Below are 23,192 nucleotides of genomic sequence, written 5' to 3' on the forward strand. Positions count from 1 at the left end.
TCCTTCGTTTTGCTTGGCTTCTATCGATTACGGACTATTATAAACGATCCTTTTTCAAATGTCACGAACTTTTTCTTTATTAATTAGACGCTTTTAAGCACTAAAGTAAAAATAGTACGAAAGGATGACGCCCAAGGTAAATTTCGCTAGAATAGAAGAAGCGGTATACGTTTGCCGCCTTTATTTCGAACAAGTAGGTGATCGATCCATGACACAGAATACCGCTTCGCCTGTTTTCGCTCTTGATATTGGAACGCGTACAGTCGTTGGTCTTCTATTAAAAGAGGAGAACAACGGCTATGAATTGCTCGATATGGAAGTCATGGAGCATGCGGAACGCTCCATGCTTGACGGTCAAATCCATAACGTGCCTGCCGTCGCCCAAGTCATTGGTAAAGTCAAGTCAACGTTAGAAGAACGGCATGGACCCTTATCAAAAGTATGTGTTGCAGCTGCTGGTCGTTCATTACGAACCCAAAAAGCTGCCTTTGATATGAACATTGACGGAAAGCCCATGCTAACGAGAGACGATCTGCTCCATCTCGAGTTGAGTGCTGTGCAAAAAGCCCAGTTTGCCCTCGCTCAGGATAAGAAAGATGAAGCTTCTAGGAACTATTATTGCGTTGGCTATTCAGTATTGCATTATAAGCTAGATGATGAAGAGATCGGAAGCCTTCTCGATCAGACAGGACAAACGGCCGCTGTAGAGGTCATTGCCACCTTTTTGCCAAAAGTCGTTGTGGAATCATTAATGGCCGCATTATCCAGAACTGACTTGTCACTCGAAGCGCTGACGCTGGAGCCTATCGCAGCCATTAACGTCCTCATTCCTCCTTCTATGCGGCGGTTAAATGTGGCTCTTGTCGATATTGGAGCAGGCACATCCGATATTGCGATTACAGAGGAAGGAACTGTTACCGCTTATGGGATGGTCCCGGTGGCTGGAGATGAAATGACAGAGGCTTTAAGCGATCAATTTCTTCTTGATTTTCCCGATGCCGAGCGAATGAAACGAGAGATAACGGTTCATGATGAGGTCACCATTCAAGATATATTAGGGATGGAAACCACTTTAGCAAAAGAAGATGTGCTAAGTGCTATACGGCCATCGGTTCAAACGTTAGCCCATGGGATTGCCAATGAAATTCTCAACTTAAATGGTAAAGCACCAAAGGCCGTAATGCTCGTTGGAGGGGGAAGCTTAACACCAGAGCTCCCGCAACATTTAGCCCGTTGTCTCCAGCTTCCAGACAATCGAGTCGCTGTTCGAGGCATCGATGCCATTAAAGATTTAAAACAAGTATCTGAAGAATATAAAGGTCCAGAATTGGTGACACCGATCGGCATTGCCATTGCAGCGAAAGAAAATCCGATTGAATATATAAGCATCACGGTAAACGGCCGAACACTACGGTTGTTTGATGTGAAAACGTTAACGGTTGGAGATGGATTAATCGCTGCTGGGATCGACATTGCAAAATTATATGGAAAACCAGGTTTAGCTGTCATGATGACTCTCCAAGGTCGACTCATTACGATCCCAGGAGAGCATGGGGAACCTCCGATGCTTATGAAAAATGGAGAAGCAACGAGCCTTGATGAACCGTTAAAAGCAGAGGATCGAATCGAAGTAATACCTGGGCAGGATGGAAAAAAGGCTTCACCCAAAATAAGCGATTTGCTTGATGAGGTGCCTACTTTATCGATTGAAATTAACGGAGAAGCAAAGCAAATAACAGGAGTAATTACAAAAAACGGAAAACCTACTTCTTTAGAGGCGGCCGTTGAAGAACGGGATGTTATCGATGTCATGCTCCCACAAACGATTGCTGAAGCGTTTGATCAGTTAGGGATTTCCTTTTCTGAGCCAAAACCATTCACTGTTTTTGTAGATGGCCAAAAGATAGAATGGACAGATGAAGAAGGAAGGTTGCTAAAGAATGGTATCCCGGTAACAGGGGAGACACCTTTGAAGGCTTTCGACAAAATTGATTACATTCATAAAGTGACAAAGCCATATACAATTAATTCATTATGGGAAAAGCTGAACCTTCAACCTACAATGACGATCACGGTCACCGTTAATGGACAACCCGTAACATTGGAAAAAAAGACGATGGCGTTTTGGGAGAACGACAGGTGCTTAGATCCTAACGAGCCGCTTCGATCCCATCAGTCGATCATTCTAAAGAAAAAGGAAATACAGCCATTTACATTTCAAGATCTCTTTTCTGTCATCGATATTGACCTCTCCCCTTCCCGTTACCGTTCGGTACGTTTGCTGCGAAATGATCATGAAATTGAATTGCAAACGCAGATTAGAGATGGCGATCAATTATACATTCAATTAGAAGAACGAGCAAAAAGCTAAGCCATGAAGGCTTAGCTTTTTGCTTCTTCCTCGACTTTCTGTTCGAGGTCTGCTGCTTCTTTTTTCGCTTCCTCAGTTACCACTTCAACCGATTGCTGCACTTCCGATGTCAATTCATCGGTAAGCTGTTTCGCTTCATCGTATCCTTTGTTCGTAAGCTCCTTCACCTTATCCATGACTTGGTTCGATTGATCACTAACCGTTTTTGCTAAATTTGTTGATTTTTCTTTTGCAATCGACGCCCACTCATTTCCTTTTTCGTAGGCTGAAGATGTAAACTGGCTTGTTTTTTCACGGGCGATTTGTGCTTGATCACTTATATCGCTTCGAAGTTCTTTTCCCGACTTAGGTGCTAATAATAGAGCGGCGGAAGCTCCAACAATTCCACCGATCAGCGTACCGATTAGAAAGTCCTTCGTGTTCATTTCTGCCATTATAACTCCTCCTTGGTTTGGTTTACATCTTTCACTTTCGTTCTTTCTTTAAAGCGTTTGTATAGATCAATGGCAACATTGCCCCATTGAACCACTTGTGCAATCTGACCTGATTGTCGTTCAGTTTCTGTAGCGACCCGGTCAGCGACATGACGAACGGATTGATTCACCTGTTGGACGGCTTGTCCCATATCCTTAACAGAATCGAAAACCGTATTTAACGACTCTGATTTTTGCTGGAGGTCATCAGCCAACTGATTGGTCCGATGCAGCAATTGTTCCGTTTCTTTCGTAATCCCTGTCATTTGCTTTTCGAGCCCTGCCATTGTGTTTGCAACATGATCCAACGTCTTTGTCGCGGAACGGAGCGTACGAATAACGAAAATCACTAAAATTGCAAAAGCAAGGGCAACGATCATGGCGCTTATGTATAATAAGCCTTCCATATGACACCTCCTTACATAGATGGGTGTACCCAATTTGGCCATTCATTAAACTAGCGTTACCCTTCATTATAAACGTTTTCGCAGTTTTTTTCTAATCTCCTTCAACTTTTTTCAAGTAACTAGGAACTAAACGGCATATCGTTTACAATAAGGTAGTGACGATAAAAGGAGGGACCGTGAATGAGAGATCCAAGAATAACAGAGCTAGCAGATAACCTAATTAACTACTCGATTAGGCTTCAACCAGGCGAAAAAGTATTAATCGAAAATTTTGGCTTACAGCGTGATTTAGTAACAGCCCTTGTGGAAAAGGCCTATGAAGCAGGTGGTTACCCATTTGTCCTATTAAAAGATTACCAAGTGGATCGCTCACTTCTTCTAGGAGCACAGGAAGAGCAATTAGAACTGATAGCCCATGTAGAAGCGACGATGATGGAGAAAGTGGACGCATACATCGGTTTGCGCTCTGGAGATAACATATCTGAGCTTTCCGATGTCCCTGGAGATAAGTTGGCTTTATGGGGTAAAACTGTTGGTACAAAGGTTCATCGAGAAATCCGTGTACCTAAGAAAAAGTGGGTTGTCCTTCGCTACCCGAACCATTCTATGGCCCAGCTCGCAAACATGAGCACAGCAGGCTTCGAGGATTTTTATTTTAACGTCTGTAATCTAGACTATGGAAAAATGAGTCACGCGATGGATGCCCTTGTTGCGCTCATGAACCGGACAGACAAAGTTCAAATTAAAGGTCCTGGTACTGATTTAACCTTCTCGATTAAAGGGATTCCTGCAGTCAAGTGCGCAGGAGAAATGAACATTCCAGATGGTGAGGTATATACCGCCCCTGTTCGAGATTCGGTGAATGGAACGATCAGCTATAATACACCTACCCCATATCAAGGGTTCACCTTTGAACAAGTATCCTTTACTTTTAAAGATGGAAAGATTATCGAAGCGACTGCCAACGATACTGAGCGAATCAACCGAATTCTTGACTCGGATGAAGGCGCTCGATACATTGGAGAATTTGCCATCGGTGTAAATCCATACATTCTTCACCCGATGAAAGACATCCTCTTCGACGAAAAAATCGACGGGAGTTTTCATTTTACGCCGGGACAATGCTATGACGATGCCTTCAATGGAAACCACTCCACCATCCATTGGGATATTGTCATGATTCAACGCCCTGAATACGGCGGGGGAGAAATTTATTTTGATGATCAGCTTATCCGGAAAGATGGCCGATTTGTCATTGACGAACTACAAGGACTTAATCCAGAAAACTTAAAATAACGACAGGAGCGTATGATTTAGCTACCGCAGAGTGTTAAATGGCGGTAGCGTCGTTTTTCTATAAAAAGTATAAAAAGCAGCTTCCTCATTTTGAGGAGTAGCTGCTTTTTTATTTTTCCGTTACGTTGTTAAGACGTGCTCATACGCCTGTTGAAACTTTTGAATGTCCCCGGCTCCCATAAAAAGAAGAACACCGCTTCGATGATCTTGCAACGGAGCTAGGTCATTTTCTGACAACAAGTGAGCACCAGGAATTAACGCTTGCAAATCTTCAATCGACAACGAGCCTTTGTTTTCCCTAGCTGACCCAAAAATATCACAAAGGTAGACGTGATCGGCTTGCTTTAAAGCTTTCGCAAACTCATGTAAAAACGCTTTTGTCCGTGAAAATGTGTGGGGCTGAAAAATCGCAACTACCGGCCGATCTGGGTATTTTTGCTTTGCGGCCTCAATCGTTGCAGAAATTTCTGTCGGATGGTGGGCATAGTCATCAATAAGGATTTGACCGCCCAGCGTTTTTTCCGTAAAGCGCCGTTTCACACCTTCAAACGTTTTCAGTTCGCGCGCTAATACCTCAACCGGAATGTTTTCATAATGGCAAAGAGCGATAACCGCTAACGAATTCAGGACATTGTGTTTCCCGAATCTAGGAATTGTAAAATCCCCATAATGATTGTTGCGAACGAACACTTGAAAATGCGTACCCTCAGATGTAACTTCGATGTTTCGGGCTTGAAAATCGTTGTCTTCATTGAATCCATAATAAACCACTGGTACATTCGCATGAATGCCTTGGAGCTGCTCGTCATCCCCGCAAGCGACAATTGCTTTTTTCACTTGCATCGCCATCTCTTGAAAAGCCGAAAAAACATCGTTAATATCGTCAAAATAATCAGGATGGTCAAAATCAATGTTCGTCATAATACAGTAGTCTGGTCGGTAGTTTAGGAAGTGACGACGATATTCGCAAGCTTCAAATACAAAGTAATGACTATCTGCCGCTCCTTTACCAGTTCCATCACCGATTAAAAAAGATGTTGGACAATGAGAGCCTAGCACGTGAGAAAGTAAACCAGTCGTAGACGTTTTTCCATGGGAACCCGTAACAGCAATGCTTGTAAACCGCTGGATAAATTCACCTAAAAACGTTGGATAGGACTGGATCTCTAAGCCTTGCTCTTTCGCTGCTACCACTTCTTCATGTTCGTCTGAGTAAGCAGCAGAAACAACTACCTGTTGTCCTTCTTTTATGTTTTCTTTCTGAAAAGGAAAAATAGGAATCCCTTTTTCCTCTAAGGGCTTTTGTGTAAAAAACCGTTTTTCGACATCGGAACCTTGGACCTGATAGTTCATGTCATGTAGGACTTGTGCCAAAGCACTCATACCCGATCCTTTAATTCCGATAAAATGAAAAGTTGTCATGGGGGAACCTCCATATGTTTGTGGTTTCAACCGCGTCCATAATAAAGGTATCATCTGTATCCAATAATTATTGAATTATTATAACAAACTTTAACCTTAACACCAATCGACCGAGTGAACATTCTTTTCCAGTACCACACATCATAGAAACATGCCATTTCCACTTTAAACATTATCCTTGATACAATATAATCAATTCAATATATATGTGTGAGTAACAGGAAAAGCACAGATTTCCCCTCCATTCCAGAGGGACCTTAAGCATATAGTAGCCTGTCGCAAAGCGGCAGGCTAAAGATACGTTCTTTATTCTACAACTTCAAGGCGAGGGTTGTCGCGATATTTTCGTCCTGCTTTTGCTTGCTCTTTTCCGTTCAGAATTACGTTGTCACCAGTAAATCCGATATGTATTTTTAACAGACTACTACCAACACCGTAAATATCTACCGGCACTTGTTGTTTTTCATATGCTGCAATTCTCTCCGCATTGAATCCTCCAGTTGCGATGATTTTCACATGTTGAAAACCTTCTTTGTCCAACGCTTCACGAAGAGCGAAAAGTAGTGGAGGATTCACCCCTCGAGGGTCGAACGACCCCATTACTTGTGGATTGCGACAAAAGTACTGATCGACCATCGTCCGTGACGTATCGACTCGAACTCCTTTTAGCTTCTCGCCAAAAGCTCTAGCCACCTTTAATGAGTCGGTAATCACATCATTATTATAGTCTACAAGTGCTGTTAATTCATCCGTAGGGTACGTTTCATAATAAGCTTGAGTTGCTGCGACAACATCGCCTTCAAACAGCTGAATTAAGGCATGCGGCATCGTCCCCATCCCTTTTTTCCCCCACCATTCGTTCATCGCATGGGTCGCTTGTGCCGTTGATCCACCGATGTAAGCAGCGTATCCATCACCAGACTGTTGGGTAAAATGGTCGTCACGATCCCCCATAAAAATGACTGGCTTTTGTTTACCAGAGAGACGCGCTGCTTTTACGACATTGTATACGTTCGTCGCAACCGATGTTCGCCTCGCAAAAATGCCATCAATAATTCCTTCTAAGTAGCCAAAATTTTGATATGGGCCTGTTACGGTTAGCACTGTTTCGAACGGGGTTATTTTGTCCCCATCTTTCAGTGAACGAATCTCAAGCTCGTCCGGATTTTTTGCGAATGTCTTAATGAGAGCAATGACCTCATCCGTTCCGCACAAAATCGCATGCTCTTTTTGAAAAAATTGCATCGTCACCGTATTGTTCGAACGATATTTTTCAACAATGTTTCTCGTTTTTAAAAAATAGACAGCGGAAAACCATCCGTCCCGCACCCGCTCATCAAATTTGAAGGTTTTATTGGTCAAGCGTTTAATCTTACCTTGCATTTTTTGTTCGATTTCTTTCATAACCAATTTAACTCCCTTGCCATCATCCCTTGTGTCTTCTCCTCTCAGGAGACCGGAACGAGCTCTTTTTCTCTAGGTCTATGTGATCATTTGACAATCTACCATCTATCATATAAAACCTTTGCTTGGAAAACAAGCGTCACAATACCCGTTAATCTTGGGTATTCATTCGCTCTTGAAACTCGTATTCATCCATGAGCACATGGCGAGGCTTGCTTCCCATTGCTTCTGAAACGACCCCTTGTCCTTCCATCATATCAATTAGACGAGCCGCGCGATTATAGCCGATGCGGAAACGGCGCTGTAAGCTTGAAGCCGAAGCCGCTCCTTGTTCGATGACAAACAAACACGCTTCTTCAAACAGGTCATCTTCTTGATCAAACTGCTCCTGTACTTTTATAAGCTGGTCTTGTTCTAGCAAATAATCAGCAGGACGTTGTTTTTTCACATGGGCGATGACATCTTCAATTTCTTCATCGGAGACAAATGTCCCTTGTACACGAACCGGCTTTGACGAGCCATTCGCATGAAACAGCATATCCCCGCGCCCGAGTAACCTCTCCGCCCCGTTAGTGTCAAGAATCGTCCGCGAATCGGTTTGAGACGACACTGAAAAGGCCACTCGTGTCGGAATGTTCGCCTTTATTAAGCCTGTGATGACATCCACCGACGGACGTTGTGTCGCAAGCAGCAAATGAATACCGCACGCTCTCGCCTTTTGCGCGATTCTGCAGATCGAATCCTCCACCTCCTGCGGTGAAACCATCATTAAGTCGGCTAGTTCATCGATTACTACTAAAATATACGGAAGAGCTGGTTTATCAGGTGACTCAGAATAAAGATCGTTGTAACGTGCCAAGTCACGCACCCCTTGTTGGCTGAATAGCTCGTAGCGCCGCTCCATTTCCCCGACAACCCACTTCAATGCAGCAGTCGCTTGCTTTGCATCGGTAATGACCGGCGTAACGAGATGGGGGAGGTCATTGTACGGTGCAAGCTCAACCATTTTCGGGTCAATCAACATCAGTTTCACTTCATCAGGTGAAGCCTTATAAAGCAAACTGACAAGAATCGAGTTGATGCACACACTTTTCCCTGAGCCTGTTGCCCCCGCAACGAGACCGTGCGGCATTTTGTTCAAATCCGTTACGACTGGTTGACCTGAGATGTCTAGCCCTAAAGCGACCGTCAATGGCGATGGCGACTGGCGAAACACATCCCGACGTAAAATTTCCCGCAAAAATACTGGCTTGGACATTTGATTAGGGACTTCAATACCGATCGTGTTTTTCCCTGGAATTGGAGCCTCTATACGGATATCTTTTGCTGCTAACGATAACTTAATGTCATCGACCAATGCCGTCACTTTGTTTACTTTTACACCGCGAGCTGGCTGGATTTCGAACCTTGTGACAGACGGCCCTTTCGTTACGTGTACAACCTTTGCATCGACGTTGAAACTTTGGAGGGTTTCTTCGAGTAACTCCGCTTGGCTCGTTAACCAGTCCTCATTATCCTCCTCCACTTTCGGGGGATTGGCGAGGAGCTGAATGCTCGGGAATGTATAGCTTGATGTCGGCCCTTCTTTTTCTTTACGTTTGGCCACATGCGCTTGCTTTGCACGGTCTTGCGGGAGCATCATCACATTAAACGGAACGGTCCGTTTTCGCGGCTGCCTGCCCTTCTCTGATGCAGACTTGTTTTCCTCTTCTTGTTCGCGCTCTTTTGCTGAAGCAGAGGTATGGTCATGCTCTTGGGAGGAATGAGCCTCTCTCTCATCACTCTCTTCCTCTTGTTGGGCACTAGGTTCTCGTTCCGCGAGAAGCCCTGACTGAAATGTAGACTCAACCTGCTCTACCTCTTCTCCTTGTAATGAAAAGGCTTTGTCTGATTCAGACAGAGTTTCCTCTTGCAAACCTCCCTCCATGCTTGGTACTACCTCTGCTTCAGTTGATGAGTTTTGATCCATTGTTGCTGTTGAGGGAAGCTCCGTTTCTTCTTTCGAGCTCTCATCTACCATTTGCTCTCGATTTTCTTCTGCCGCCTCATGAAAGCTTTCCTCGATAATTGGTGTTCCTTCTTCCCCTAACGGTTCTTCTTCTATCTCTAAAGGCTGCACCTCTTGTTCAACGTTTTCTCCCATAGCCGAAACCGACTCTTTCCCCCGTTTAGCTTCTAGCACTTCCTCTGCTAGCGCTAAATCTAGTTTTTCATCTACCCTTTCCTCGATGACAGCGTCTAATGTCTCCCCTTCTACTTCCGTTTCTCGAGCTGTATAGGCATCGTTCTCTGTTTCCAACGTCGACGCTATCTTATCCCTATGGTTTTTTTCTTGTTCTCTCTCATCGTTAAAAGTTCTATTATGCTGATCCACTTTAGTTGATTCCACTGACTTTTCTGTTTCAGCAATGTCACGAGCGTCCTCTTTCTTTAACGATAGTGAGCCCACCTTTTTTGCTCGCATAAAGGTAGGGACAGATATTTTTGGGTCGATCTCATGATATGTACGCTGTGGTGGTGGTTTTACCTCTCCGCTTTTCTTTTCCTCTTTTTTTAAAAAGCGAAATGGGACTACAACGCCCCCTTCGTACGCATCATGGGCAGCCTCATCTTCACCATACGGGATCGTCTGCTCTTCGGTTCCACTGACCTCCTCCTTAGAAGGAGCCGAGCGAAACCCATGGACAGGAGATGGAATATGTGTCGGCTTGAAGCCAGGATTATCAAATCGTTTTGAATTTCCTTTTGTTGATGATTCTTCCACCTCAACTTCTATCAACGATGACTTTTGTGAAGGTTCCCACTCATCGCGAATGTTTTTTGGTTCATCATCGATGACTGGAAACCGAAACTTTCCAGGCTTAGGATATTTGTGAACAACTCTCGATTCTACTCTTCGTTCATCTCTTAATACGCGTCCGTAGCGTTTCCGGTCAGAGGAACGAGAAGGCGTGTAGCTTTCTTGATCAGCCTCGTCGCCTGTAAACAACCGCAAAATCTGCTCCATCCAACGTTGAAATCGACTCACAACTACATTCACCTGCTTTCTACACTATCTTAGGCTTGATCAGAAAAACCACTAGCAGGACTAGTGGTTCAATTTGAAAGGTCGTGTCTGCTGAAAACTCTAGAAAAAGGATGTTCCGACTTCATACGAATCATCAAGGACTAAAATTCCTTTTTCTTCAGGTGCATCAGGCAGTGCGAGTTCTTTTGCAGAACAAATCATACCCGTTGATGAAACACCTCTGAGTGATGTTGGCTTGATCACTAATCCAGATGGCATGACCGCACCTTCTAACGCGACAACTACTTTCTGACCTGCCTCTACATTCGGTGCTCCGCATACAATTTGCAGTGTATCGCTCCCTACATCCACCTTACAGATGCTCAGCTTATCAGCGTTTGGATGCTTGTCCTTGGATTGAACGAAACCAACGACAAATTTTGGAGACAGGTCCACTTCAAGCGTCCAATTGACTCCGTTTTTTTGAAAGGCCTGCTCTAGTGTTGCTACGAGTGAATCGGTTAACTCTAGCAATCCTTGACCATTGAATTCACCGTATTTGCTTGCGTGGAATAAGTTGTAGCCTGTCGTTTTCCCGGTCGCTAAGTGATAAATGCGGACCACATCGCCTTGGCGCTCATACGCACGATTTGCAGGCTCCACTTCATCTATTACGATTAAGATCGTATCTCCAATACCTTTTTCATTGTAAAAAACGTTCATGCTTCGACTCCTTTAACGAACAGTAATAATGTTTGATCCCTTTTATTGTAACATAGCTTTTTCGGTTTGCTATCACTCTTTTGGCTTACGCTGAGCCAGGATAAAGGTCGGCTCTAATTCTCCATCCTCATAAAGAAACGGTAACGCAGTAATCGGGATTCTCCCTTGTGCATAAAACTGCATCGTTACTTGTGCTAATACGTCATAGCCTCGTTCATTTACAATATCGGCAAAAATCAACACGTCTTGATGGGGAGCAGCAACCGCTAGTTGACCCTCGACCTTTTGACTCATTTTCTCAAGAAGAGATTCATTTAAGATGCGGCTTGCATCGTATCCATCATTTGAGTTTAAAAAATAAAACGTATTTCCTGCTACTTTGTCTGCTTTTAACGGTTCAGACAATGAGCGTAAATTAAACAGGGCCATTTCACGAATTTCCTTAGCAGACATCTCTTCTCTGCTCAATTGTTGCTCGTGGAGAAGGGTATAAGAATCGCCTAAATCAAGCGAATAGTAAACTCTTGTCTCCGCCGTATGCTCATCAAATAATAAACGATGACCATCGCGATTTTCTTCAGGAAAGGACGTTGCGCGAATGACAGGAAATATACGTTTCTCATTCCCTTTAATCGTTGTTTGTTTTTTAAAAGCCGCCATCCCTGTCTGGACATAATGAACCATTTCAGAAATCGCTCGGTCTCCTAGGCGCTCAACTTTTGCAAGCAGCGGTTTAAGCGCGATCGTCATTCCTTTTTTTAGCTCTTTATCTTCAATCCGCAGTTTTGCTTCCTTATGATCATATGAAAGTGTCCACTCAGGACGATTTAATTTCTCTTCTAATTGCTTCCGTATTTCCCTTACTTCCATCTACGACCCTCCTACGGTCACGATCCGAGTTGATAATAAAATGATCTTTCTAATAGTATCATGTCTAGAACATGAGGACAAAAGAGAGGGACTTGTTCAATAGGCTCAAGATTTCATCATTCAGTTTCCCATCATCTGTTCACATGAGCATAAAAAAAGGCGGAGGTAAAGTCTCACGCCTGTTTCGCTTCTGTTAGGAAACGCTCAATTTCTTCTTTTGTTTTACGGTCTTTGCTTACAAAACGGGATCGCTCTTCACCATTTGAGTAAAACAAGAAGCTTGGTATGCCAAAGATGTCTAACTCCTGACAAAGCTCAATGAAATCATCACGATTCACATAATAAAACTGATACTCGTCATACGTCTGTTCCAGCTCTGGCAAAAACGGTTCAATCACTCGGCAATCAGGGCACCAATCAGCAGAAAATAAAAAGACGACATTCTCTTGATTTTTCACCTGTTGAAACTGTTCTAATGTTTTAATTTGCTCCATTTCGTTCATCCTTTCGTTTATGATTGTTCAATTTTCATATCCCCTGGTCGAATCCACCCTCGCTTCCGGAACCACTCTGACAAACTTAAGCTAATAAGAGCAGGACCAATGAAATGTAACAATAGAATAGCTAGCACGACATTTCCGCTAAACCCCATATCGGTAAAGGTCATGATCTGACCAACAAGACCACTCGTCCCCATTCCAGCTCCCGCTTCATTGTTGGTCATCAAAAAGACTGTGGTCGCTAACGGAGCAAGGACCGCACCAGCAATTGTCGGCGGCAAAATGATGAGGGGATTTTTGACAATGTTCGGGACTTGTAGCATGGACGTTCCAATTCCGAGAGAGAAAAATCCAGCCCAGCCATTTTCTCGGTAGCTACTAACCGCGAAGCCGACCATTTGTGCTGCACACCCAACAGTCGCTGCACCTGCAGCAATCCCTGATAACTCTAACATAATGGCCAAGGCTGCGCTAGAAATCGGTGCCGTTAACGCAAGTCCCATTAGCGTGGCAACAACAATCCCCATAATAATTGGGCGCTGTTCTGTCGCCCACATAATCGTTGCGCCGAGACCGCTCATCCCTGATTGTATCACGGGTCCGATAAATTGCGCAGTGAGAAAGCCTACGATGACAGTGACAAACGGTGTCACGATAATATCGATTTTCGTCTCTCCTGCGACGACCTTCCCTACTTCTGTCGCAAGTAATGCAGCAACAAAGCTACCAGCAGGACCTCCAAGCTCTGCACCTGCTGCCCCTGCGATTAAGGCGGAAAACAGGACGAGTCTTGGCGCCTGAAGCCCATACGCTACCGCCACACCAATGGCCGGTCCCATTAAGCTCATCGCGAGCACACCGATATTATGCATGAGTTCAAATTGAGTTACATCCCCAATGGTTCGAATAATAAGACCAATGATTAATGATGAAAACAGTCCGAGTGCCATAAAGCTTAAAGCTGTTACAAAATACGTTTTTAACGAAAGGGAGACCCCTTTTTTCTTCAAAAATTCAATCACGATCGTTCCTCCTTCTACGCTGCAAACCGTGTCATAAGATGAACTCATCATACTGAATTTTTTTACACATGACAAGACACATTTCTTGTGAGGATTAGTCGTTTGCTCCTCGTGACAGGATCACGGTACAATAGATCCAAACCTTGTGTGAGGAGGAAACATCATGGAATTAATGATTTACCTAGCAGGCGAAATTCATTCTAACTGGCGACAACAAATCAAAGAAGCTGCCAAAAAGCAGGATTTGCCTTTCGTTTTTCTCGGACCGATGGAAGATCACGCCCGTTCTGATAACATCGGTGAAGAAATTTTAGGAAAGCAACCAGACCCTGTGCTAAAGGATGATGCTGCCTCCAGCATTAACAACTTACGGACAACGATTTTGCTTAATAAAGCCGATGTAGTCATTGCATTATTTGGGCTCCAATATAAACAATGGAACACCGCAATGGATGCGGCAAGTGCGCTTGCCTTACAAAAACCACTTATCCTCATCCGCCCAAAAGAATTGCATCACCCGTTAAAAGAACTTGCAAACAAAGCGCAAGTGGTAGTAGAGACACCTGATCAAGCCCTTCAAGCGTTAAAGTACATCATTGAAGCTTGACGCTAAAACGAAAAAACGGACAGTGGCCTCACCCGCCATTGTCCGTCTTCATTCAAATTAGTGGGTTACCGTTCGGAGCAAATGCCCGTCCCGCCGAGCTTGTCCAATTAACAAATGGACGACATGCTGAAACATCGCTTTTCTCGAGATTTCACCACCTGTTAAATAGCCAATGGCCCCATCTGTCATGCGAACATCGGGATTTTTAGTGAGCGACTCCATAATATCGCCAAGCTCTTTGCCTCCTTCTAGTTCGTGAGCCACTTCTTGTGGAAGAGGAACCCTAGCACCGCCAGCAACCCATTGATCGCCCGTTTGGCTGACAAGTGCTCCCCAATTACATAAAAACAAACCGTACTCACTCCTTACAACACCGCCTTCAAGACCAACCCCGTAATCAACACCGTCAAAGGACAAACAATGGTTGGCTCGGTTGATTGCCCCTTGAATCGTTTCTTGATCAGAGAACGGTTGGCTAGCTACGTCTGAAGGAACGGCCTCAGAGCGAACGATGATTTTGTCACGAATGACCACTTCTTGCAAAGCATGTACTTTCGCGCGATTTTTCGAACCGATCATGATCGTCCACATCTGCTTCATCCTTTCCCTGCTTGAGAAAAATCGGCTTAGCGCCAAGTCTTATAGTGAAAGCCATTGTTTATCTATCTTTTTTAAAAAGAAGTTCCCGAATGGCGAGAATCTTAACAAGCTTATCTACCCATTGGCTAAAATGGTCTCCACTGCCGCTTTATCTGTCGTTTTAACAAGCTTCACTAACAATGCTTTTGCCGCAGCATAATCATCCACATGGATGATGGAAGCTGCCGTATGGATATAGCGAGAACAAATCCCGATAACAGCAGAAGGAACACCGTTACCCGATAGATGAACACGACCTGCGTCAGTCCCGCCCTGGGAAATGAAAAATTGGTACGGAATATTCTCAGTCTCGGCTGTATCGAGGACAAAATCTCGAATCCCTCGATGTGTTACCATCGTCCGATCATAAATTCGAACGAGCGCTCCTTTTCCGAGCTGACCGAACGCATCTTTCCCTCCAGTCGCATCATTGGCTGGGCTGGCATCCAAGGCATAAAAAATATCAGGCTCGATCATTTGCGCCGATGTGGCAGCCCCACGTAGGCCAACTTCTTCTTGAACAGTTGCCCCAGAGTATAAAATGTTTGGCGTTGTTTCACCTTGTAGTTCTTGTAACAATTCAATAGCTAACCCAACACCATACCGGTTGTCCCACGCCTTCGCCATAATTTTCTTTTCATTGGCAAGAGGGGTAAACGGACAAATTGGCACAATTTGTTGCCCAGGTTTAATTCCTAGCTTCTGAGCATCTTCCTTATCATCAGCCCCAATATCGATATACATATTCTTTACGTCCATCGGCTTTTTCCGCTGCGCTTCTTCCAGCAGATGCGGTGGGGTCGATCCAATCACACCGATCACTGGTCCTTCGTCCGTCATAATTTGCACGCGCTGGGCTAGTAACACTTGGCTCCACCAGCCACCTAACGTCTGAAAACGGATCAGACCTTTTTCATTGATGGATGTTACCATAAAACCGACTTCATCCATATGACCTGCAACCATCACTTTAGGCCCTTGTTCGTTTCCTCGCTTCACACCGAAAATACTGCCAAGACGGTCCTGGACGATTTCATTTGTATATTTCTCCAACTCACCGCGAACGAAGCGCCTGATGTGATGTTCAAAACCAGAAGCCCCCTGAAGCTCTGTCAATGTTTTAAATAACGACTGTGTCTCTTGATTCAAAAAGAGCCACTCCTTTCGAAATCCGAATCTTATGTACCCTCTATATTCTAGCGAAAGCTTACCAACTGTTCAATCAATCTCCACCCCCTAGATTGAAAACGCTCTTACCAGTTGGGTATAATAAATTGTAAGGATGGTTCACATAAAGGAAAGGATGGTTACTTCATGGGAATGAAACGGTTCGCACTTGGTGTCGGACTCGGGCTTGCGGCTGGGATTTTCCTCACCTCTTCGCTTAGAAAAGACAAGCTTTCACCGGAACGAGCGTTAAAATTAGCAAAAAGAACCTTTGCACCCAACATGAATATTACAGGTTCGTGGATTCACATGATTCCTGAAACATTGGAGAAAGATCATTTATCCTATACCGTTTATCGTGGAGGAATCTCCTCCTCAAACGAAGACGACATGACGCAATTTGAATTTTTGATTGACGCGAATACAGGGACGGTTTTAGAAGTGAATGAAACATAACTAAGGCGATTATGCTGAGGGGAAAAACAAAGTGGACAGGAAATCCCCCAACCTAGAATACAAAAAAGTTCGTCAAGGTAGTGAGCTCTAGCTGACGAGCTTTTTTTATTCTTTGATCCGATCCTTTGACAATAAGCTATAAAGAACCAAATAGATGGTAGAAGTCCTTTGCTAATGGCAAAGGACTTCCGGCGATTATTCTCCTAAATCAACATTGTGATACACTTGCTGGACATCCTCTAGATCCTCAAGTACATCAATTAACTTCTCAAACTGCTCTTGATCTTCCTGTGATAAACTCACTTCTGTTTGTGGGATCATCGAAATTTCGGCTACCACAAACTCTTCGACGCCAGTCTGTTTAAACGCTTCCTGCACCGCATGGAATTGATCCGGTTCAGCATAAACGATCGTCACCTCATCTTCCTGCACTAGGTCACGAACATCCAGATCTGCTTCCATTAACAATTCAAGCACTTCTTCCTCAGTCTTCCCTTGGACACCGATGATAGCGGTTTGGTCAAACATGTAAGCGACAGATCCGCTCACCCCCATATTCCCACCATTCTTCCCAAATGCCGCGCGAACTTCAGAAGCTGTCCGGTTTACATTGTTTGTTAACGCATCGACAATAACCATCGAGCCACTCGGACCAAAGCCTTCATATCGAAGTTCATCAAAGGTTTCATCTGAACCACCTTTTGCCTTTTCAATGGCTCGTTCAATGATCGCTTTTGGTACGTTGTACGTTTTCGCACGTTCAAGGACAAATTTTAATGCCTGGTTTAACTCAGGATCTGGTTCCCCTTGCTTTGCAGCAACATAAATCTCTCGGCCAAATTTAGCATAGATCCGGCTCGTATTTTTATCTTTTGCTGCTTTTTTCTCTTTAATGTTGTTCCATTTACGTCCCATACGTTCCACTCGCTTTCAATGTTCTCATGATGTATTTTATTATAGCGGATCGTAAACAATGTTTCGAGCTTTTCAAAAGAGTAGAATATTACTTATAAGAAGTTGGCGTCCGCTCGATGGATGCAACGATCTCTCCTTCATCGTTCCACTTAATGGCACGATATTTGTAGTCATGATAGAACAAATACCACGCCTCCTGTTCAGAGGCAAAGGCTTGCCATTTTTGCTTAGCGAAAATCGAGTCCATCGGATAGTCATCATAAGCGAGCACCCAAAGAACGTTCTGATGAGCATGGGTAGGCATAATATCTGCTAAATGTATGAACGTTTCTCCTTCATGCTCAATGACTATGATGGAATGTCCGTCAGAATGGCCCCCTGTATGAATCATTCGAATTCCTGGAATAATTTCTTGCTCCTTTTCAAAAGTGACCACTTGCTGTTCCACTGGACGCCAATTTTGCTCCCAGTATGTATTTTGAGAGCGAATGTTTGGTTCTCGCATCTCAGCCCATTCTCTTGCCGACGCATAAATGACAGCGTTTTCAAAAGTTGATACCCATTCTCCTTCTTTTTGTTTTGCAAGACCGCTTGCATGATCAAAATGAAGATGTGTCATTAGCACAGCGTCAATGTCGGCAACTGTAAGGCCCAATGATTGCAAATCATCCTCCAGAAACGACTCTTCACTAATGCCATAATTCCGCTTCTGCTTGTCGGTAAAACGTCCGTTTCCAATTCCTGATTCCACTAAAATGTTTTGACCATCCAGTTGAATAAGAAACGGGTCGGTGCGTAGTTCAATTTGATTTTTTTCGTTAGAAGGATACTTTCGGCTCCATAGCGGTTTTGGGACAACACCGAACATGGCACCTCCATCCATATGAGTCACGCCTCCACGCAACCACGTAATCGTCATCTTGCCAACGGTCAATTTTTCCATTTCCATCCCCTCCCCAAAAATCATCTCTTTCATTGTAGCACAGACGACAAGAATGAACAGTCGCTCATCATTAGCATATAGCCCCTTAGAGGGAGTTTTTTACGCATATAAAAATAAGCCACACCTTTAAAGGTTATGGCTTTCATCATTCGTGCGAAATTGGGCCTCACAGCGGTAAATTCGCATTCCTTTTTTCGCAAACTTTTCTTCGTATTCGGTCATAATGTTTCCCTCAAAATCACTGTTGTGTAAATCTAAGCTCACGTTATGGAGAATCATGCCGTATTTAGAAAAGCTGTGCAACGAATACTCGAACAGTCCTTGATTATCGGTTTTGAAATGTATGTCCCCTTTCTCCTTTAACACGATCTCATACTTAGCTAAAAAGTCTTTATACGTTAAGCGACGTTTTTCATGACGCTTTTTTGGCCAAGGATCTGTAAAGTTTATAAACAAACGGGATACTTCACCATCCGCAAAAAAGTCCAATAAATCGTAGACATCCTCCGATAAAAATTTAAGGTTTGTCAATTCTGCCTCTTTTGCTCGCTCCATAGCGGTTACAAGCACGCTTTCATAGCGTTCAATCCCAATGAAATTAATCTCTGGATGATGCTTGGCCATTCCTGTTAAAAACTGTCCCTTACCAGTACCAACTTCAATGTAAAGTGGAGCTTGACGCCCGAAGCATCTATGCCAATTTCCTTTCCATGTAGCAGGCTGTTGAATCACAAGATCAGGGTTTTGTGCGATGGCATCTCTTGCCCATGGTTTATTCCGTAACCGCACGGTAACCACTCCTTTTTATACTTTCTATCACCAACGTCATTATAGTCATAACGAGTTAAAATGTATAGAGCGTATCTTTTTTCAAAAATAGATCGTTTGTAAACGGAGACTGTATATTCTATCTTTGACTGCTTACCCTATGTATAAAAAGGTGGAATATTTCAATGCTAAACAACACTCATAAACTTGGTTTATTAAAGGATTTACTTCAAGGGCAAGATGCTGATCAATATATGACTCTTGATCAAGCGCGCCAAATTGATGAATTAACATTGGCGATGATGAATGACCCAAACCTTTCAGCAGACGTACAAGCGACACTTGAATCGATTCAGTCGAAATTAGAGCATAATACGAGTCCTTTTTTAGCAAGCGATGTTGAACAATGGCTATCCGAGCTAGATCATCAGTAACTTCGACAGCGATTGCTCCTATTCCCCAGGAAATAATCAACAGGATGTCATTTCCTAGGGAAATTGTAAGCCACTTTTATTTTGCAAGTGTTTATTTTATAGAGAGTGAATTGTTTCAAAAACACTTGCTTTCCCCGCAGACGTCTCGTGATTTTAACAATCAACTTAGAAACGTCTGTCTAGCTATGGCACAGATCGTCATGGCTTTACACGAACATTCTCTGGATATGAATGTGAAGCTTGTTCAGGTTTCCCATTACGGACGTAATGCACCAAGCAAGAAGGACGCTATAAAGAAAAAGATCCTACAGATGGTTCCAGATGGGTAATCGAGGAAAATCTATAGTCAGCCTAAAAGGAATGCAGAACGAGTTCTTGGATACTTGAAGGCTCATTTATGTTTCACTCGAATGTCCGTATGGGCTTGCCTTTATAGCCGTAAATTTATGAAAGTACACGTCCATAAACGGCAATCAAACGACTAACGATCCCATGAATTCAACAGAAAAAAGGTTCGGATCATCAAAATAAAATGAAATGATCGAACCTTTTTTATTACGTTTTCCTACTCATGTCCCATCCTCATTAAAATGAATCATCAAGCAACGTCTTTAAAAAGTCCTGCCATGTTTCAGCCTCTGCATGCTTCCCACGATCCATATTCGAAAGCATAACGGAAATGGTTTGTGAGACGACATACCAGTGCATGCGAAGCAATAGATGATCCGACATTTCTAAGCCGTAATTGGCTAACCATGTCTTCCATTCATGCCGAGGAACATAGGAATACAATAATAAACCTAGGTCCAAAGCCGGATCTGCAACAGTGGCTCCATCCCAATCAATTAAATAGAGCTCCCCAGCATCACTCATCATCCAATTATTATGATTAATGTCGCAATGACAAACAACATACTGTTCTTGATTCACAGCCTCTTGCTGTGTTTGTAAAAACTTTAGACCTTTTTGAAAAAGAAGGTCGTCACACTCATGCCTCTTCATAGAGGCTTTTAGATCATCAATGATCCGTTGAGGGGTTAACATATCATTTCCCATTCGCTTAAACATGTCCAACAATTCGACTGAATGATGAATTTTTGCTAAAAGATGCGCAACATTCGGCTCTTTCATTTCAAAGGCTTTTAATTCACGCCCGTATACCCATCGTTGGGCCGTAATCACATCTCCATTTTCCAGCCTTTTCGTCCAAAGGAGCTTAGGGACGATGCCCTCAGCCGAGAGCACAGCTAAAAAAGGTGACGAGTTCCGCTTTAAGAAAAGCCTCTGCTCACCTTGCTCTGCGATATACGCTTCCCCAGTCGCACCTCCAGCAGGCTTAACCTGCCATCCTTCTCCTAAAAACATGTTCAACCGTTTCACCCTCAAACCTTTGTGGATCTCGTTATCGTATTCTTAAGTATAACGCAGTTTGCAAGAAATACCCATAGTAAATTATTAGCTTTCCATCGCCATTAGAAAAACGTAAGTTATCATCAAGCCCTATCGCGAAAGCCTTAGTAATTTCTGCAAAGGAATTTTCAGCTTTTTGATGATGCAAAAAAAAGAAAACAGAGCTGCAAACAACAACTCTGCCTGCTTTCCTATTCGTTAAGTCGATACAAAACCATGGATGATCGACTTTGTACACTTACCGTATGACCATTGAACGTATACAATGGTACCAAACCTGCCTTCTTTCCGTCAACGATGACTTCCCACTCACCACTTGCTGGTAGTCGTATGTCTACCTTATCTCCTCCACCATTATGGAGGACAACCATCTCATCCCAAGGCCCCCATTTAGCGATGTGGTGATAATGGAATCCGATCACTTCGGATGGAGTTTTCAAAGGACACATGTGCGTGTTCACCTCAGAAAATGTTGAGAAGCAAAAGGCGCGGTGGGCCTTCCGTAATGCGATGAGCCCTTTCACATACTCTACATCCGCCGCATAAATAGCCCTTCTTGACCAATCTAATTGATTGATCCAATCCGGAGAATTGTAACTATTTCCTTCACCATGTTTCGTCCGAAAAAACTCTTGTCCCCCATGAAGAAACGGAATGCCCTGAGAGGTTAAAACGATAGCTGTTGCTAACCGGTGACATGCTCTAAGCACTTCCTCCTCTTCATCAGGGAAGACAAATTGGAGCTTATCCCAAAGTGTATGATTATCATGGGCCTCCACATATTGAATCGCCTGACTTGGTCTGTCAAACTGAGCTTCATGCCCGAGCATACTAGCAATTAGCGTCTCTTTCAACTCTATGTTTCCTGCACAAAAGCCCCCCTTATTAAGATCAAACGTACTTCCTTTTACCGCATCGCGAAACGTATCATGAAAAAAGTGTAAAAAAGGGACTGCCCTTGCTTGTGCCAGCGTTGTTTTTTGATCATTTTCCAACGGTGTCTCAAGATCCCAACCTTCACCTAACAGCAAAATCTGACGATTGATTGGGGCAAGGGCACGCTTCACTTCCTTCATCGTCATTTGATCAATAATTCCCATTAAGTCAAAGCGAAATCCGTCAACCCGGTATTCGCTAGCCCAATAAGTAACACAATCAACGATGAATTTACGGACCATTAGCCGCTCGCTGGCAATGTCATTTCCTACCCCGGTACCATCTGCCAAATTTCCTTCCCCATCATAGCGAAAATAGTAACCTGGAACGAGCTTTTCAAACGGAGACTCTTTCATCACGTACACATGGTTAAACACAACATCTAAAATGACTCTAAGGTCCATTCGCTGGCATTGTGCAATCAATTGTTTCAATTCCTTTACTCGCGTCACACCATCGTAAGGATCAGAAGCATAGCTCCCCTCTGGGGCGAAATAATGAACAACATCATAGCCCCAATTGTATTCTTTTTCCCGATTGGCTTCATCCACACTTCCATAGTCAGCAACCGGTAAAAGCTCTAAATGGGTAACACCTAGTTCGCGTATATACGATAGACCGGTCGACTCCCCCCATGGACCGCACGTATTTTGTTCGGCCAAGGATAGATAGGTTCCTTTCTTATGATGACCACTCCCTGGATAAACGGTCGCATCACGAATGTGCAACTCATAAATAATTGTATGTTCTGGCGGGATCGGGTGAACCGTTGGCCAAGAGGCTGGATCGGTCCGCTTTAGATCAAAAATGACCCCTTTTTCTCCATTCACGGTCACACTTTTTGCATACGGATCGACCGTCGTTTTCCATTTGCCATTTACCTTCGCTCGATACAAGTAACAATATTGATGTAAGTCTCCATCTAAGCTGACGGACCAAACGCCGTTAGGCGAGCGCTTCATTTGATATTCAATCGCTTCGAGTGTATGCCAGTTTTCATAGAGCAATAGAGAAACCTCTGTGGCAACCGGAGTCCACACAGCAAACACGGTTCGTTCATGTGAATAAAGAGCCCCTAGCTCTCCGTTATAAACATACTGCTGATCAAATGCTTCCGTACGAACGACTCGCCCCACTTTAATTAAATGGGTTTGTTCATGATTTTTCTGACGTAGCTTATATTCAACACCAAGCTCAAGTGGATCATCGAATTGAATGAACGCAATAGCTCCCCTTTCCCACTCCTGCCAACTCTTGATAGAGAACGGGACTGTCGTTCCTTCTTTCTCAACGACAAATGGGCAAACCTGTTCTTTCGTTACGGTAAAGTGAATCATCACCGTGTGGAGCGTTACAATCTCTGCTGAATAAAAAAGACATTTGACAGCCTGCTCTTCAATTTGCTTCAATGTAGAAAGCCAC

At 43.7% G+C, this 23,192-nt stretch carries 21 protein-coding genes; 5 read left to right on the plus strand and 16 right to left on the minus strand.

What is annotated here, in order from left to right; genetic code table 11:
- Positions 1-208 precede the first annotated feature (208 nt).
- Complete coding sequence (locus tag FED51_RS16450; RefSeq protein WP_053430489.1) at positions 209-2,371, plus strand: cell division protein FtsA; 2,163 nt, start codon at positions 209-211, stop codon at positions 2,369-2,371.
- 11 nt (positions 2,372-2,382) lie between these two features.
- Here the strand turns inward: FED51_RS16450 and FED51_RS16455 are convergent, their stop codons facing one another.
- Positions 2,383-2,805, minus strand: coding sequence for a YtxH domain-containing protein (locus tag FED51_RS16455; protein ID WP_053430488.1), 423 nt, complete (start codon positions 2,803-2,805; stop codon positions 2,383-2,385).
- The gene (locus FED51_RS16460; protein WP_053430487.1) at positions 2,805-3,251 is read right to left on the minus strand and encodes a DUF948 domain-containing protein; all 447 of its coding nucleotides are present in this window, start codon (positions 3,249-3,251) and stop codon (positions 2,805-2,807) included. The genes FED51_RS16455 and FED51_RS16460 overlap by 1 nt, the downstream gene beginning before the upstream one ends.
- A gap of 180 nt (positions 3,252-3,431) precedes the next feature.
- Here FED51_RS16460 and FED51_RS16465 point away from each other — a divergent pair, with 180 nt between their 5' ends.
- The gene (locus FED51_RS16465) at positions 3,432-4,547 is read left to right on the plus strand and encodes an aminopeptidase (protein ID WP_010899388.1); all 1,116 of its coding nucleotides are present in this window, start codon (positions 3,432-3,434) and stop codon (positions 4,545-4,547) included.
- Between the two features lie 120 nt (positions 4,548-4,667).
- On the opposite strand, the gene murC is transcribed toward FED51_RS16465, so the two are convergent.
- From murC to FED51_RS16500, 7 genes are all read right to left on the minus strand, one after another.
- On the minus strand, positions 4,668-5,969 hold the full coding sequence (murC, locus tag FED51_RS16470; protein ID WP_138090684.1) for a UDP-N-acetylmuramate--L-alanine ligase: 1,302 nt from the start codon (positions 5,967-5,969) through the stop codon (positions 4,668-4,670).
- A 306-nt stretch (positions 5,970-6,275) separates the two neighbouring features.
- On the minus strand, positions 6,276-7,373 hold the full coding sequence (locus FED51_RS16475; protein ID WP_010899390.1) for a nicotinate phosphoribosyltransferase: 1,098 nt from the start codon (positions 7,371-7,373) through the stop codon (positions 6,276-6,278).
- A 151-nt stretch (positions 7,374-7,524) separates the two neighbouring features.
- Positions 7,525-10,401 carry a DNA translocase FtsK gene (locus FED51_RS16480; protein WP_138090687.1) on the minus strand — a complete coding sequence of 959 codons (2,877 nt, stop codon included), beginning with the start codon at positions 10,399-10,401 and terminating at the stop codon, positions 7,525-7,527.
- Between the two features lie 99 nt (positions 10,402-10,500).
- A complete protein-coding gene (gene ytpR, locus FED51_RS16485; protein WP_138090691.1) occupies positions 10,501-11,103 on the minus strand; it encodes a YtpR family tRNA-binding protein in 603 nt (200 codons plus the stop codon).
- Between the two features lie 72 nt (positions 11,104-11,175).
- A complete protein-coding gene (locus FED51_RS16490) occupies positions 11,176-11,973 on the minus strand; it encodes a DUF1444 domain-containing protein (RefSeq protein WP_138090694.1) in 798 nt (265 codons plus the stop codon).
- Positions 11,974-12,146: 173 nt separating this feature from the next.
- Positions 12,147-12,467, minus strand: coding sequence for a thioredoxin family protein (locus FED51_RS16495; RefSeq protein WP_010899394.1), 321 nt, complete (start codon positions 12,465-12,467; stop codon positions 12,147-12,149).
- A 17-nt stretch (positions 12,468-12,484) separates the two neighbouring features.
- The gene (locus tag FED51_RS16500) at positions 12,485-13,495 is read right to left on the minus strand and encodes a PTS sugar transporter subunit IIC (RefSeq protein WP_134229526.1); all 1,011 of its coding nucleotides are present in this window, start codon (positions 13,493-13,495) and stop codon (positions 12,485-12,487) included.
- Between the two features lie 163 nt (positions 13,496-13,658).
- Between FED51_RS16500 and FED51_RS16505 the strand changes: the two genes are divergently transcribed.
- Positions 13,659-14,102: a YtoQ family protein gene (locus FED51_RS16505; protein WP_134229527.1), complete on the plus strand. Its 444-nt coding sequence runs from the start codon at positions 13,659-13,661 to the stop codon at positions 14,100-14,102.
- Between the two features lie 57 nt (positions 14,103-14,159).
- Here the strand turns inward: FED51_RS16505 and FED51_RS16510 are convergent, their stop codons facing one another.
- Both FED51_RS16510 and FED51_RS16515 read right to left on the minus strand, forming a co-directional pair.
- Positions 14,160-14,693, minus strand: a complete 534-nt coding sequence (locus tag FED51_RS16510; RefSeq protein WP_138091148.1) for a DUF84 family protein — start codon at positions 14,691-14,693, stop codon at positions 14,160-14,162.
- A 123-nt stretch (positions 14,694-14,816) separates the two neighbouring features.
- Entirely contained in the window at positions 14,817-15,890 is a 1,074-nt protein-coding gene (locus FED51_RS16515) for a M42 family metallopeptidase (protein WP_138090697.1), read from the minus strand.
- Between the two features lie 165 nt (positions 15,891-16,055).
- On the opposite strand from FED51_RS16515, the gene FED51_RS16520 reads away from it, so the two are divergent.
- The gene (locus tag FED51_RS16520; RefSeq protein ID WP_010899399.1) at positions 16,056-16,364 is read left to right on the plus strand and encodes a PepSY domain-containing protein; all 309 of its coding nucleotides are present in this window, start codon (positions 16,056-16,058) and stop codon (positions 16,362-16,364) included.
- 195 nt (positions 16,365-16,559) lie between these two features.
- Here FED51_RS16520 and FED51_RS16525 read toward each other — a convergent pair whose 3' ends face one another.
- From FED51_RS16525 to trmB, 3 genes are all read right to left on the minus strand, one after another.
- Entirely contained in the window at positions 16,560-17,279 is a 720-nt protein-coding gene (locus tag FED51_RS16525) for a YebC/PmpR family DNA-binding transcriptional regulator (protein ID WP_138090700.1), read from the minus strand.
- Between the two features lie 88 nt (positions 17,280-17,367).
- Positions 17,368-18,222: a YtnP family quorum-quenching lactonase gene (locus FED51_RS16530; protein ID WP_138090703.1), complete on the minus strand. Its 855-nt coding sequence runs from the start codon at positions 18,220-18,222 to the stop codon at positions 17,368-17,370.
- Between the two features lie 126 nt (positions 18,223-18,348).
- A complete protein-coding gene (gene trmB, locus FED51_RS16535; protein ID WP_138090706.1) occupies positions 18,349-19,011 on the minus strand; it encodes a tRNA (guanosine(46)-N7)-methyltransferase TrmB in 663 nt (220 codons plus the stop codon).
- 164 nt (positions 19,012-19,175) lie between these two features.
- Here trmB and FED51_RS16540 point away from each other — a divergent pair, with 164 nt between their 5' ends.
- Complete coding sequence (locus FED51_RS16540; protein ID WP_010899403.1) at positions 19,176-19,424, plus strand: YtzH-like family protein; 249 nt, start codon at positions 19,176-19,178, stop codon at positions 19,422-19,424.
- Positions 19,425-20,009: 585 nt separating this feature from the next.
- Here FED51_RS16540 and FED51_RS16545 read toward each other — a convergent pair.
- Entirely contained in the window at positions 20,010-20,789 is a 780-nt protein-coding gene (locus FED51_RS16545; protein ID WP_041821775.1) for a phosphotransferase family protein, read from the minus strand.
- 236 nt (positions 20,790-21,025) lie between these two features.
- The gene (gene pulA, locus FED51_RS16550; protein WP_138090709.1) at positions 21,026-23,179 is read right to left on the minus strand and encodes a type I pullulanase; all 2,154 of its coding nucleotides are present in this window, start codon (positions 23,177-23,179) and stop codon (positions 21,026-21,028) included.
- Between the last annotated feature and the right edge of the window lie 13 nt (positions 23,180-23,192).

Source organism: Halalkalibacterium halodurans (assembly GCF_005671335.1).
GTDB classification, from domain to species: domain Bacteria; phylum Bacillota; class Bacilli; order Bacillales; family Bacillaceae_D; genus Halalkalibacterium; species Halalkalibacterium halodurans.